General features: G+C 70.6%; 10 protein-coding genes. 5 read left to right on the forward strand and 5 right to left on the reverse strand.

Annotated features, from left to right (window positions below; all coding sequences use genetic code 11):
• The first annotated feature begins 5 nt into the window (after nt 1-5).
• Nucleotides 6-1,202: an MFS transporter gene (locus AC1RGU_RS09930; RefSeq protein ID WP_492696264.1), complete on the forward strand. Its 1,197-nt coding sequence runs from the start codon at nt 6-8 to the stop codon at nt 1,200-1,202.
• On the opposite strand, the gene AC1RGU_RS09935 is transcribed toward AC1RGU_RS09930, so the two are convergent.
• A complete protein-coding gene (locus tag AC1RGU_RS09935; protein ID WP_492696266.1) occupies nt 1,166-2,005 on the reverse strand; it encodes a dienelactone hydrolase family protein in 840 nt (279 codons plus the stop codon). The two genes, AC1RGU_RS09930 and AC1RGU_RS09935, sit on opposite strands and share 37 nt — an antisense overlap.
• Before the next feature lie 156 nt (nt 2,006-2,161).
• Here AC1RGU_RS09935 and AC1RGU_RS09940 point away from each other — a divergent pair, with 156 nt between their 5' ends.
• Together AC1RGU_RS09940 and AC1RGU_RS09945 are read left to right on the forward strand one after the other, a co-directional pair.
• Nucleotides 2,162-3,142: a GlxA family transcriptional regulator gene (locus AC1RGU_RS09940; protein WP_492696268.1), complete on the forward strand. Its 981-nt coding sequence runs from the start codon at nt 2,162-2,164 to the stop codon at nt 3,140-3,142.
• Nucleotides 3,143-3,169: 27 nt separating this feature from the next.
• Nucleotides 3,170-3,697 (forward strand): GNAT family N-acetyltransferase, encoded by a 528-nt coding sequence (locus AC1RGU_RS09945; RefSeq protein ID WP_492696270.1) that lies wholly within the window; start codon nt 3,170-3,172, stop codon nt 3,695-3,697.
• On the opposite strand, the gene AC1RGU_RS09950 is transcribed toward AC1RGU_RS09945, so the two are convergent.
• The gene (locus AC1RGU_RS09950) at nt 3,698-4,339 is read right to left on the reverse strand and encodes an ABC transporter ATP-binding protein (RefSeq protein WP_492696272.1); all 642 of its coding nucleotides are present in this window, start codon (nt 4,337-4,339) and stop codon (nt 3,698-3,700) included.
• An 83-nt stretch (nt 4,340-4,422) separates the two neighbouring features.
• Between AC1RGU_RS09950 and AC1RGU_RS09955 the strand changes: the two genes are divergently transcribed.
• Nucleotides 4,423-8,907 carry a Mur ligase family protein gene (locus tag AC1RGU_RS09955; protein WP_492696274.1) on the forward strand — a complete coding sequence of 1,495 codons (4,485 nt, stop codon included), beginning with the start codon at nt 4,423-4,425 and terminating at the stop codon, nt 8,905-8,907.
• 5 nt (nt 8,908-8,912) lie between these two features.
• Here AC1RGU_RS09955 and AC1RGU_RS09960 read toward each other — a convergent pair whose 3' ends face one another.
• On the reverse strand, nt 8,913-9,824 hold the full coding sequence (locus AC1RGU_RS09960) for a LysR substrate-binding domain-containing protein (protein WP_492696276.1): 912 nt from the start codon (nt 9,822-9,824) through the stop codon (nt 8,913-8,915).
• A gap of 134 nt (nt 9,825-9,958) precedes the next feature.
• Between AC1RGU_RS09960 and AC1RGU_RS09965 the strand changes: the two genes are divergently transcribed.
• The gene (locus tag AC1RGU_RS09965) at nt 9,959-10,642 is read left to right on the forward strand and encodes an FMN-dependent NADH-azoreductase (RefSeq protein WP_492696278.1); all 684 of its coding nucleotides are present in this window, start codon (nt 9,959-9,961) and stop codon (nt 10,640-10,642) included.
• Between the two features lie 33 nt (nt 10,643-10,675).
• Here AC1RGU_RS09965 and AC1RGU_RS09970 read toward each other — a convergent pair whose 3' ends face one another.
• Complete coding sequence (locus AC1RGU_RS09970; RefSeq protein ID WP_062471360.1) at nt 10,676-11,581, reverse strand: SDR family oxidoreductase; 906 nt, start codon at nt 11,579-11,581, stop codon at nt 10,676-10,678.
• 109 nt (nt 11,582-11,690) lie between these two features.
• Nucleotides 11,691-12,629, reverse strand: a complete 939-nt coding sequence (locus AC1RGU_RS09975; RefSeq protein ID WP_492696280.1) for a glutathione S-transferase family protein — start codon at nt 12,627-12,629, stop codon at nt 11,691-11,693.
• Between the last annotated feature and the right edge of the window lie 28 nt (nt 12,630-12,657).

The raw sequence follows: 12,657 nt of genomic DNA on the forward strand, positions 1-12,657 counted from the left end.
GCATCATGCCCATCGCTCTTCTTGCCCTCACCGCCGGTGCCTTCGGAATAGGCACCACCGAATTCGTCATCATGGGCCTGCTCATGCAGGTATCGACGGATCTGCACGTCTCCATCACGGCCGCCGGCCTGCTGATCTCGGGCTACGCGCTCGGGGTCGCGGTCGGCGCGCCCGTGCTCACCATCGCCACCCGCAAGCTGCCGCGCAAGACCGTGCTGCTCGCGCTGATGGCGATCTTCACGCTCGGCAACCTCGCCTGTGCGCTCGCGCCCAACTACGAAATGCTGATGACCGCGCGCGTCATCACCTCGCTGGCGCACGGCACTTTCTTCGGCGTCGGCTCGGTGGTCGCCACCGGCCTCGTGGCGCCCGAGCGCCGCGCCTCGGCCATCGCGATCATGTTCACCGGCCTCACCGCCGCCACGCTGCTGGGCGTGCCGGCCGGCGCATGGCTGGGCCTGCAGCTGGGCTGGCGCTCGACCTTCTGGGCGGTGACGCTGATCGGCGTGCTGGCCTTCGTGGTGCTCGCGGCCTTCGTTCCCCGCATGAAGGGCGAGGCCAAGCCGGCACCGCTGCGCGAAGAGCTGGCCGTGCTCGCCCGCCCGCAGGTGCTGCTGGGCCTGGCGATGACGGTGCTCGGCTTTGCCGGCGTGTTCGTGGTCTACACCTACATCCAGCCGCTGCTGACGCAGGTCACCGGCCTGTCGGAATCGGCCGTGTCGCCGATCCTGCTGGTGTTCGGCGGCGGCCTGGCCGTCGGCAACATCCTGGGCGGCAAGCTGGCCGACCGCGCACCGATGGCCGCCGTGCTCGGCACGCTGGTGGCGCTGGCCGTGGTGCTCGGTGCGATGCAGTTCACCATCGGCACGCCGTTCACCGCCGTGGTCTTCGTCGGCCTGCTCGGCGTGGCCTCGTTCGCCACCGTGGCGCCGATGCAGCTGCGCGTGCTCGAAAAGGCTTCGGGCGCGGGCCAGAACCTCGCGTCGAGCCTGAACATCGCAGCCTTCAACCTCGGCAACGCGCTGGGTGCCTGGGTCGGCGGCGTGACCATCGACCACGGCCCGGGGCTGCGCGCGCTGGGCTGGGTGGCCGCGCTGCTCACGCTCGTGGGCCTGGCGATCGCGCTATGGAGCCGCGCGCTCGACCGCCGCGCACAGAAGACCGGTCAGCTGCCGGCCGACGGCGCCTCGGCACGGGCCTGATCCTGCACCCCCAGGCGGCGCGCGAAGAACGAAAGGATCTCGTCGCGCGCCGCAATGGTCGGCTGACCGGCCTCGTCGATCAGGTGCGCTGTCACCACGCTGTGCGGGCTCGCCACCACCTGCGAAAAGAACGACGGCAGGTCGCGCGTGTTGGCCGCGCTGTCGGGCAGCACGCGGGCCACGAAGCGGTCGCCCAATGCGTCCGCATACGCCGCGAAACGCTGGGCCCGGCAGAAGCGGTCGCCCTCGAAGCGGTAGGCCATCACCGTCAGGTCCTCGCGCTCCAGGCGCTGGCGCACCTGGGCGATCTCTTCCTGAGAGATTTCGATGCCGCCGGGGTTGTCCAGCGGCAACGACGGCTGCGACAGCACGGGTGCCAGCACCGCTGGCTCCAGCATCATGGTGAGCGCGAAGTTGCCGGTGAAGCACATGCCGATGGCGCCCACGCCCGGCCCGCCGCATTCCGCATGCGCCAGCCTCGCCAGCGCGCGCAGCCACTGCGTCACCGGGCTCGAGGCGTTGCCCGCGAAGGCGCGGAACTCGGCGCTCACGCAGGCGCGCTGGAACACGGCCTTGCCCTCTTCCGCATCCGGCACCGCGCCATCGCGGCCGAACATCGACGGCATGTAGACCGTGAAGCCGGCATCGCGCACCCAGCGGGCGAAACGCGCCACGTGGGGGCTGATGCCCGGCATCTCGGTCATCACGATCACGGCCGGGCCAGTGCCGGCGACGTAGACCGCCTTGGTGGCGCCGTCGAGCGTGATCTCGCGGCGGGTGAAGTCGTCGAGCGGGTCGGTCATGGCAAGGCCTCCCGGGCGTGCAGGTGGGCGCCGTGAGGAGCAAGGGCAAGGATGTGGGACACGAAGGCACTTTCGGTGTTGCGACGATGCCCATTGCACCCGAGCACGCACTAGACTGCCAGTGTCCATTCAGACGCCTATCGGGCGTTTTCTGCCATGCGCGATTTCACCGTTCTCGTTCTTCCTGGCAGCTTCGCCACCAGCACCGCCGTCACGCTCGACGTGCTGGCGGCCGCCGCCACGCTCGCGCCGCGCCACCGGATGCCTCGCCCCACCTGGCGCGTGGTGTCGCCCGATGGCGGCAGCGTGCCGCTGAGCAACGGCCTACGGATCGACACCCTCGCCATGCCCCGCCGCGCGCGCGCCGACGGCTCAACGTGGATCGTGCCCGGCCTCGGCGTCGACAAGCCGGCCGACCTCGCACTGCGCCTGACCGACGACCACGCCCGCGCCGCCATCGATGCGGTGCGACGCCATGCCGCACGCGGCGGCGCGGTCGCGGCCTCGTGCTCAGCCGTGTTCCTGCTGCAGGCGGCCGGCCTGCTGGCGCAGCGCCGCGTCACCACCTCGTGGTGGCTGGCGCCCGAGCTGCGCCGCCTCGAACCGGCCTGCCACGTCGATGCCGACCGCATGGTCTGCGCCGACGGGCCGGTGAGCACCGCGGGCGCGGCCTTTGCGCAGTCGGACCTCATGCTGCACCTGCTGCGCACGCGCTTCGGCCCCGCGCTGGCCGAGGCCGTGAGCAAGGTGCTGCTGATCGACGGCCGCCAGGCGCAGGCCCCGTTCGTCGTGCCGTCGATGCTGTCCAACGGCAACGAGCTGGTCGCGCGCCTCACGCGGCGCATCGAGGCCGCACTGCCCACGCCGCCCAGCGTGGCCGCGCTGGCCGAAGAGTTCGCGATGTCGCAGCGCACGCTGGCCCGGCGCGTGCGCGCCGCCACCGGCCTGGGGGCGCTGGCGCTGGTGCAGAGCGTGCGGCTGAACCGCGCACGCCTGCTCATCGAAAGCAGCCGCATGACCATTGAGCAGGTCGCGGCGCAGGTCGGCTACGAAGACGCCACGGCGCTGCGGCGGCTGATGCGCAAGTCGGCCGGTGCACCGCCGAGCCGGTTCCGCTCGGCGCTGCAGGCGGCGTGACGCGCTTGTCGCAGAATGCGCCGCACCATGAACCGTCCGCCTGTCACCCTTCGCCCCGCCACCGCAGCCGACGCGCACACGCTTGCCGCGCTCGCGATCCAGGTCTGGCTCGACACCTACGCCACCGACGGCGTGAACGACGTGCTCGGGCGCTACGTGCTCTCGACCTTCACGCCGGCAGCGTTCGCCGCGTGGTCGGAATCGCCCCATGTCGCGCTGCGCGTGGCGCAGGTCGGCGACCAGCTCGTGGGCTATGCGCTGCTGCAGTTCGGCGCCGCGCAGCCGCTGGTGTCGGGCTGCGACACCGAGCTGCGCACGCTCTATGTGCAGTCACCCTTCCAGCGCAGCGGTGTCGGGTCGATGCTGCTGCGCGAAGCCCGCAGCGCCGCCCACGCACGCACGGGCAGCGACGGCCTGTGGCTCGCGGTGTACGCGAAGAACCCGCGCGCCGTCGCGTTCTACGAAAAGCAGGGCTTGGTCGCGATGGGGCTCACGCAGTTCATGCTCGGCGGTAAGCCGCACGACAACCACGTGATGGCGACACCGCGCCGCTGATCAACCCAGCGGCAGCTCGATGCAGGCGGCCAGCGGCACCTCCGTGACGCGCTCGCTGCTCGCCACAACCACCGCCCGCCCCGGCTGCGCCATGCGCCGTTCGATGGCCCGCCACAGGCCGTGGATCGAACGCGCATCGAGCGCACCGACCGGGTCGTCCAGCAGCACCACGGGCCGTCCCGATGCGAGCGCGGCGGCCAGCCCGACCTTGCGGCGCGAGCCGGTCGACAGCATGAACATCTGCTTTTCCAGGTGCGGCACCAGAGAGAAGGCCTCGACCAAGCGCTGCCATTCGGCCTTGTCGAACCCCGCATCGCCCTCGCCCAGCAAGGCCGTGCAGGCCTGCACGCTGAGCGCGTCGAAGGCTTCCGACGCGGGTTCGCAGAAGAACACCTGGCGCCGGTAGGCCGCGGGTTCGGCGTCGAGCGCCACGCCGGCCGCGCGCAGTTGCCCGGCCGATGCGGGCTGCTGACCCGCCAGCACGCGCAGCAAGGTCGACTTGCCGCTGCCGGTGTCGCCGTACAGCAGCGTGACGCCCTCGCCGATGGCGGCGGACCAGCGGTCGGCCAACGCAGGCTGGTCGGGGTACGCGAAGCGCAGGTTCTGGATCTCGAGGAGAGAGGGAGCTATGGAAAGCCTCATGCGGAATATGTATCTGTAACGCTAGACTGAACGCCATTTGTAACCGCACCCGCCGCGAGTCGGGCAGGACAGGACACAACGCCGTGAGTCTCTCCGATCTTCTAGGCAGCGCCTGGCAGGGCCTGCACTCCGCATCGAACCCCGACGAGACGCCCGCCGCCGAAGGCCTCGAGGACTGCCTCGTCTTCTTCGCCTGGAGCGACGGCACGACGCAGGCACGGGTGATGTCGGCCCGCGGCAAGAACCTCGAAGCGGCTTGGGCGCAAGGCACGCAGGCGCTCGAAGCGCAAGCCACGGGCGCACTGCGCGACCTGCGCGTGGACTGGGTCCGGCGCGTGCGTCCGCTGCACTGGGGCGCGTTCAAGGCGGCCCTGACCTCCCCCGCCGCCGAAGGACTGGCCTTCGACGCGCGATGCGATACCGCCCTGCTCGCTCCGCAGATCGACAACCAGCGCCTGCGCCTTCTGGACGCCCCCACCGACGACGACACGGCCGTCTGGGCCTTCCAGACCCGCGCGGTGCACGTGGACGCCAGCGGCGTGCACACCATCGCTACCGACGGCCACCGCGAACGGCAATCCATCGACGCACCCTTGCTGCGCCGCCTGATCGCCGCCAGCGCCGACCATCTCGCCGCACGCGTGCAAGCAGACGGCGCGCTCGCGCCGAGCACGCCCGATGCCGACGCCCCCCGCGGCGCCGACCATGCCCACGCCGTGCACGCGTTGCTCGGCGCCTGGGACCCGGCGCAGGCCGAAACCCGCCAGGCCGCGATCCACCGCGCGCTCATGCGGCTGACGCGCACACTGATCCGGCCCGCCGCACTGCCCAACGGCACGCACGTCGCCTGCCTCGTGGAGCCCGGCAGCAGCGACACCTCGCTGGGCGCCAACGCCGCTTGCATCGGCGCGCTGGTGCGCTACACCGAACTCAGCCGCGACCGGCGCTACCTGCCCCTGCTCGACCAGCTCGCGCGCGCCGTGCTGCACATGCAGGACCCGGTGTCCGGGCGCTTCGCCCACGCATTGCACCACCCGTCGATGGCGGTGAAGACCGAAGCCTCCGGCGACGCCCGCGAGGACGACGAAGCCATCGTCGCGCTGTTGCGGCTGTACGCGCTGACCGGCAATCGCCGCTGGTTCGGCGCGGTCGAAAAGGCCTTCGAGCACTTCGCTGCCGTCGGCTACGCTAACGCCCAAGACCACGCGCTGTGCCGCGCCACCACCGCACTCACGCGCTACCGGCCCGAACCGCGCTACGTCCAGTTCGGTCTGCAGAACCTCCATGCCTCGCTCGACTTCGCGCTCATGCAGAGCGCCGCCGTGGCGGCGCTGCCGGCCCAGCTGGCGGCCGGTGCCGAACTGGTCGCGCGGCTCGACGCAAACCCCGCCCAGCAGCCGCTGCTCGACGGGCTCGATCGCAGCGCCATGCACCGCGCGCTGGTGCACAGCATGCAGCGCCTCGCTGACAGCCACGTGGGGCCCGAGCGTGCGATGTTCTTTGCGCAGCCGGCCGCGATCGAAGGCAGCTTCTTCGGCGACACGGCACAGGCGCTCGCCGACGCCATGGCTGTTCTGAAACTGCTGCAGTCGCCCGCCGGTGCGCCGTTGCGCGACGAGGCCCTGGCCGAGGCGGTCCGCACCGCCGCACGCCAGCCGCCGGCCGACGCGGTGCTCGATGCCGTGCCGCGCGACGTCCGCTTCACCCACCCGCTCACGCTGGGCCCGTTGCGCCTGCTCGGCGCCCGCGTGCGCCCGCGCGAGATGACCGGCCCCGGCCCGCTCACCGTCGAGACCTGGTGGCAGGCCGACGCGCCCGTCGACACCGACTGGCTCCTGGACATCGGCACGCGCCCCGCCACTTGCGTCACCGCGCCGGCCTGGGGCCTGTCGAGCGGCCACGCGCCCTGCCAGGGCCGTCACCCCGTCAGCCGCTGGACGCCGGGCAAGGTCTACCGCGACGTCCACGTGCTGCGCCCGCCGCTGGCCACGCGGCTGTACGACGTCGACATGCAGATGGAAGCCGGCCTGATCGGCCCCGATGGTCGTCGTGTGGAGCGCCTGCGCATGCCGCGCTTCTTCGACCTCGTCGTGCAGGAAGGCAAGGCATCGCCCGCGCCGATGTGGCGCTATCCGCCGGTGCCGCGCTACCGCGTCGTCGCGCCCGCGTCGCTGCCGCCCGACCAGCCGGGCGAGCCGCGGCAGACCTGGAACGCCGCGCAGATCGAAGCCGTGACGGGCGGCAGATGGCACGTGGCCCCGCCGCCGGGTTGGTTCATTCGCTCGCTCACGCGCGGCGAAGGCCACACGCCGCTGGTGCCGTCGCCCACGATGTTCGTCGCCTCCGACTACTGGACCCTGGCGACCCACGAGCGCTTCGGCGACAACGAGGGCGAGCGCAACTGGGACTGGTCGGAGTCGGTCGCGCGCATGCAGCCCACGCTGGCCGGCGCGGTGCTGCGCAAGCCCGTGCCGGGCCTGGCGCCCGACTTCCCGGTGCTGCTGGTCGACGACCCGATCCAGGCGCTGGTCGAGCTGGGCATTGCCGCGCGGGAGCGGCTGCAGGGCAAGGTCATCGGCATCACGGGCAGCGCAGGCAAGACCTCGGTGTGCCACATGCTCGACCACGCCTTCGCGCCCACGCACACCCGCTTCGCGACCATCGACAACTACAACTCGCGCGTGGGCATGCTGTCGATGCTGGCCAACACGCCCGCGCAGACCGACCTGGTGATCCTGGAGGTGGCCGTGAGCGCGATCAACGCGGTCGACTACCAGAACATCAAGCGCGTGCGGCCCGACCTGGCCGTGGTCACGAACATCACGGCCTCGCACCTGGGCGAAGGCGAGACCGTGATGGACGTCGCGCGGCGCAAGGCCAACATCTTCGAGGGCATGCAGCCCGGTGCCTGGGCCGTGATCTGCACCGACACCGACCACTTCGACTACCTCGTGGAGCGTGCGCGGGCGCGCGAGCTGCGCGTGCTGACCTACGGCAGCGCCGCATCGGCCGACTTCCGGCTCGACGCGCACGACCCGGCCACCGGCCACGTCCGCGCCAGCCGCCCCCACAGCGACGGCCAGCGCTTCGAATACACGCTCGGCGCCAAGGGCCGCCACATGGCCGTCAACAGCCTCGTGTGCTTCGCCGTGGCGCATGCGCTGTCGCTCGACAGCCGGCGCGTGCCCGAGCAGCTGGCCTCGTTCGCCGCCGTGAAGGGGCGCGGCCAGGAGCTGTCGTTCACGCTCGGCCACAGGCGCTTTCGCGTCATCGACGAGTCGTACAACGCGAACCCGCTGTCGATGACCGCGGCGCTCGCCTCGCTGGCCGATCAGCCCGGCGAACAGGGCCGCAAGCTGCTCGTGCTCGGCGACATGAAGGAGCTGGGCGACGACACGCAGCGCCACCACGATGCGCTGGTCGAGCCTATCGTCCAGTGCCATCCGGCGCGCGTGTTCCTGCTGGGCGAGTGCATGACGCGGCTGCACGACCGCCTCACCGCCGCCTTGCCGCAGGGCGCCACCGTGCAGGCCTTCGACACGCTGGAGGCGCTGGAGCGCGCACTGCTCGAACAGGTCGCCATCGACGACACCGTGCTCTTCAAGAGCTCCAACGGCACGGGGCTGTGGCAGATCGTTCGCAACATGACCGAGCTGCAGGAAGAAGAAAAGGAAAAAGAGCAGCAACAACAGGCACGCCGCGCGCGCGAACGCGCGGCTGCGGCGGCAGCGCCGAAACCACCCGTGCTTCCCCCCATGCCCCAGCCGCCCGCCGTCGTGATCCGGCGCGCCGGTTCGCCGACGGAGAGCGCGCAGCCCACGCCGAGCTGGGTGCTGTACGACTTCACGCACGACCGGCTGCTGACCCATCAGCCGTCAGAACACAGCTTTGTGCCCGCCTCGCTGTCGAAGCTGGTCACCGCTGCGCTGGTCGAGCAGAAGCTGCGCGACGACCGGCTCGACCGTCATGCCGAAGCCGTGCAGGTGCCCGTCGACCCCGTGCCCGCGCGCGACGATCCGTCGGCCGCGCTGTATGCGACCGATGCGCCGCCGCTGCCCGTGCATCGCCTGCTCGAAGCGGCGCTGGTCGTGTCGTCCAACAAGGCGGCGCTCACGCTGGCATCGTGGCACAGCGGCGACTTCGACAGCTTCGTCGCGGCGATGAACCGCCAGGCGCAGGCCTGGGGCATGCACGACACGCACTTCGCCTGCCCCGCCGGCCTGGTGCGCACGGCGCGCACCACCGCGGTCGACATGCTCACGATGGCGCGCCACGTCCTGCGCGACTTTCCGGCACTGCTCGAGATGGCCGGCAAGGACCGGCTCGACGGCGTGCCCGCCGAAGCCCCGAGCACCAACCTGCTGCTGGGCCGCGTGCCCGGCGTGGACGGCCTGAAGACCGGCTCGCTCCCGGGCCTGGGCGCGCACCTGATCGCCACCGCGCAGCGCGACCAGCGCCGGCTGGTGTCGGTCGTGCTCGGTGCGCCGGATCGCCAGACCTGTGCGCGGTTGTCGGCGCTGCTGTTGCAGCGCGGGTTCGAGACGCCGGCGGCGCCTGGGCTGCAGTAGCAGGGTCAGCGCCCGGCGGCGGCTGCGTCCAGCGGCGACAACCCCTTCACCCACTCGAACACCGCCGCCACGTTCGGATCGTCGCGCCGCGCCTGCGGGCACACCAGGTAGAACGGCGAGCCCTGCAGCACCGGCCCGAAGGGCTGCACGAGGTTGCCCGCGCGCAGCTCGTCGGCGATGAGCGCCAGGCCCATCAGCGCCACGCCCTGCCCCTGCAGCGCGGCCGAGACGGTGTGGGTTTCGTCAGAGAACACGGGCCCGGCCGACACGTCCAGGCCGGGCACCTGGGCCACCTGCTGCCACGCGGCCCAGGTGCCCGGCTGGGTCTTGCTGTTCGGCACCGCGAAATGCAGCAGCGTGTGCTTCACGAGGTCGGCCGGGCGGCGCAGCTTGAGCGCGGGGCTGCAGGCCGGCGCGAAGACGGTGTCGAACAGCTTCTCGGCCACGAGGCCCGGCCACTGGCCCTTGCCGTAGCGGATGGCGACGTCGGCGGTGAGGCCGTCCAGCGGCACGGCGTCGTGCGAGGCGTGGATGCGCAGGTCGAGCCGGGGATGCGCCGCGCGCAGCGCCCCCACGCGCGGCAGCAGCCAGCGCGCGGCGACGGCGGGCGTGGTCGACAGCGTGATCGCGCTGCGCTCGGGCGGCGACCGCAGGCGCGCCACGGCCTGGGCCATGGCAGCGAACGAATCGCTCAGCACCGCCTGCAGCTCGCGGCCCTGCGGCGTCAGCACGAGCTGGCGCGGCTGGCGCACGAACAGCGCCACGCCCAGCGACTCTTCGAGCTGTCGCACCTGGTGGCTGATGGCCGTGGGAGTGACCGACAGCTCGTTCGCCGCGAGCTTGGCGCTGCAATGGCGCGCGGCGGCCTCGAAGGCGCGCAGCGAGGCCAGCGGAGGCAGGGAATGCAGGAGGGCCATGGCGTGCTGATAGATGAATTGAATTTTCTGCAGCGAGAAAAATTCGTCGTTTGTCCGGCCATGAATGCTTCGATAGATTGGGAACCGTGTCAAGCAGACAGCTGAATTCCCTTCATCCAACCGAGGACCACGCCATGACCACCACCCTGCTCCACATCGATGCCAGCCCCCGTTCCGGCCGTTCGGGCGCCGTCGTCCACGGCTCGCATTCGCGGCGCCTGAGCCACTACTTCGTCAGCACCTGGCAGGCGGCCCGCCCGCACGACGAGGTGATCTACCGTGACTTCGGCATCGCCCCGCCGCAAGCGGTCACCGGCGACTGGATCCACAGCGCCTACACGCCCGCCGAAGCGCGCGAGCCCTGGATGCACGAGGTGCTGGCCGAGAGCGACACCTTCATTGCCGAGCTGCGCCGTGCCGACGTGATCGTCATGGGCACGCCCATGTACAACTACAGCGCCCCGGCCACCGTGAAGGCGTGGATCGACAACATCGTGCGGGTCGGCGAGACCTTCGACATGGACCCGAGCCTGGACGACCCCTATGTGCCCCTGCTGGCCGAGCGCCCGCGCCGCACGGTGCTGCTCACCGCGCACGGCAGCAGCGGCTTCGGGCCCGGCGGCATGCAGGCGCATCTGAATTTCCTGGTGCCGGGCGTGAAGGCCGCGCTGGGCCTGGTCGGGCTGCGCGAGGTGCACGACATCGCGGTCGAGCATGCGGAAGACCGGGGCGACCTGCTCGAGCGTTCGATGGCCGAGGCGCTGGCGGGCATCGAGGAACTGGTGCGCGACCTGCAGGCGAAGGTGCAGGCCGGCTGAAGGCGGCCCGCGATGGGCCGCCTCAGGAAGAGATCAGGCGGAACGGAGTTGCTCGCGCAGCTTTTGCCCGATCTCGGGCCGCTCCAGGAACGGGTCGGCCGGGTTGGTGATCGACACGATGTTCTCCATGCGGCTCTTCACGTTGCCCAGCGCCTTGGGGTGGCTGAACACGTAGAACTGGTTGTCGCTGATGGCCTCGAACACCTTGTGCGCCACCTCGGCGGCCGTGATCTTGCCGCTGCTCACCGCCTTGTTGCTCATGGCCTGACCGATGAGCTGGCTCTTGGTGAGCTCGGTGTCCTTCGGTGCGTTCGGGCGGTTGCGCTCGCTGCTCGTGATGCCGGTGGGCACGAAGTACGGGCACAGCAGGCTGGCGCCGATCTGGTCGGTGACCAGGTTCAGGTCCTGGTACATGGTTTCGGTCAGGCTCACGACGGCGGCCTTGGCCGCGTTGTAGATGCCCATGTTGGGCGGCGTGAGCAGGCCGGCCATGCTGGCGGTGTTGGTGATGTGGCCGCGGTAGCTCGGGTCCTTGGCTGCGGCCTCGAGCATCATCGGCGTGAACAGGCGCACGCCGTGGATCACGCCCCACAGGTCGACGCCCAGCACCCATTCCCAGTCGGCCACGGTGTTTTCCCACACCAGGCCGCCGGCGCCCACGCCGGCGTTGTTGAACACGAAGTGCGGCGCACCGAAGCGCTCCTTGACGGCCGCGGCCAGCGCTTCCATCTGCGCCGCGTCGGACACGTCGACCTTGCGCGCCAGCACCTGGACGCCCAGGGCTTCCATTTCGGCCTTGGCCTTGTCGAGTGCGTCCTGCTGCACGTCGACCAGCACGAGGTTCATGCCGCGGGCGGCGCCGATGCGCGCGCATTCGAGGCCGAAGCCCGAGCCTGCGCCGGTGAGTACGGCGGTCTTGCCCTTGAAGTCCTGGATCATTTGCCGGTGTCCTTGTCTCTGACGTTGAAGCTGAAGCCGCTATTGAAATACGGAACGCGCGCCGGCGCAGTCACGAAGGTGCCCCGCCCCACGTTCACATCGGACGTTTTCAGGCCTCTGCGTTCTTCAACACGTAGCCGATGCGCGGAAAGTGCACATGCACCCTGCCCGTGCGCTCGCTGTTGCGCTCCAGCGTGTAGTGGGTACGCGTGGCGGCCACCAGCGTGCCCGCCGTCTCCTCGAGGCCGAAGCTCTCGGCGCGGATGGTGACGGCACTGCCCAGTGCAATGCCGTGGTCGTCCTGGAAGGTGCTGTCGGTCAGCAGCGTGTGCGGCGTGGCGGCCTTGGCAACAGCGATGGCCTCGTCGCTGGAGAACTTCGACGAAGTGCCGTGGCCGATGGCCGCCATGCGGTCCATCCAGTCGAGCACCGCGGGCGTCAGATCGAGGATGCCCTTCACCGCCTCGATGCGGCGCGTGTACCAGAGCGGGTGGTAGGCCGAGAAGTCGGCAATGCTGGGCACTTCGCCCAGCAGGAAGGGCTTGTCGTCGAGCATGTCCGACAGGCGGCGCAGGTACGACTTGTAGGCGCTGGTGGCGTCGGCCGGGCGCAGGCGCGTCATGTTGCCGGCGCTCATCTTGCCGCGGTCTTCGCCGAAGGCCTTGATGGCTTCGGGCGGCGCCTTGGCGAACACCTCGGCCGCGCCCTTGGGCTGCAGGCTCCAGGCCATCGCGGCCCAGAACAACGAGGTGTCGGCCCACTGCGCGAGGATGCGCGACATGCCCTTTTCGGGCTGCGGATAGAGCGTGGGCTCGGGCTGCAGGTGCTCCAGCACGTCGGCGATGAGCGCGCTGTCGCAGTACATGTCGGCGCCGATCTGCAGGAACGGCGTCTTGCGGTAGCCGCCGGTGAGCACTTCCACGTCGGGCTTGGGCATGATCTGCGGAATGAAGACCGACTTCCATGGCAGCTTCTTGGCGCCGAGGATCAGGCGCACCTTCTCCGAGAACGGCGAGGTGGTGTAGTGGTGGAGGATGAGGTCGGCCATGGTGTCTTTCGTGGAGGTGTTCTTGTCT

The sequence above is a fragment of the Variovorax sp. GW823-FHT02B07 genome (assembly GCF_058797695.1).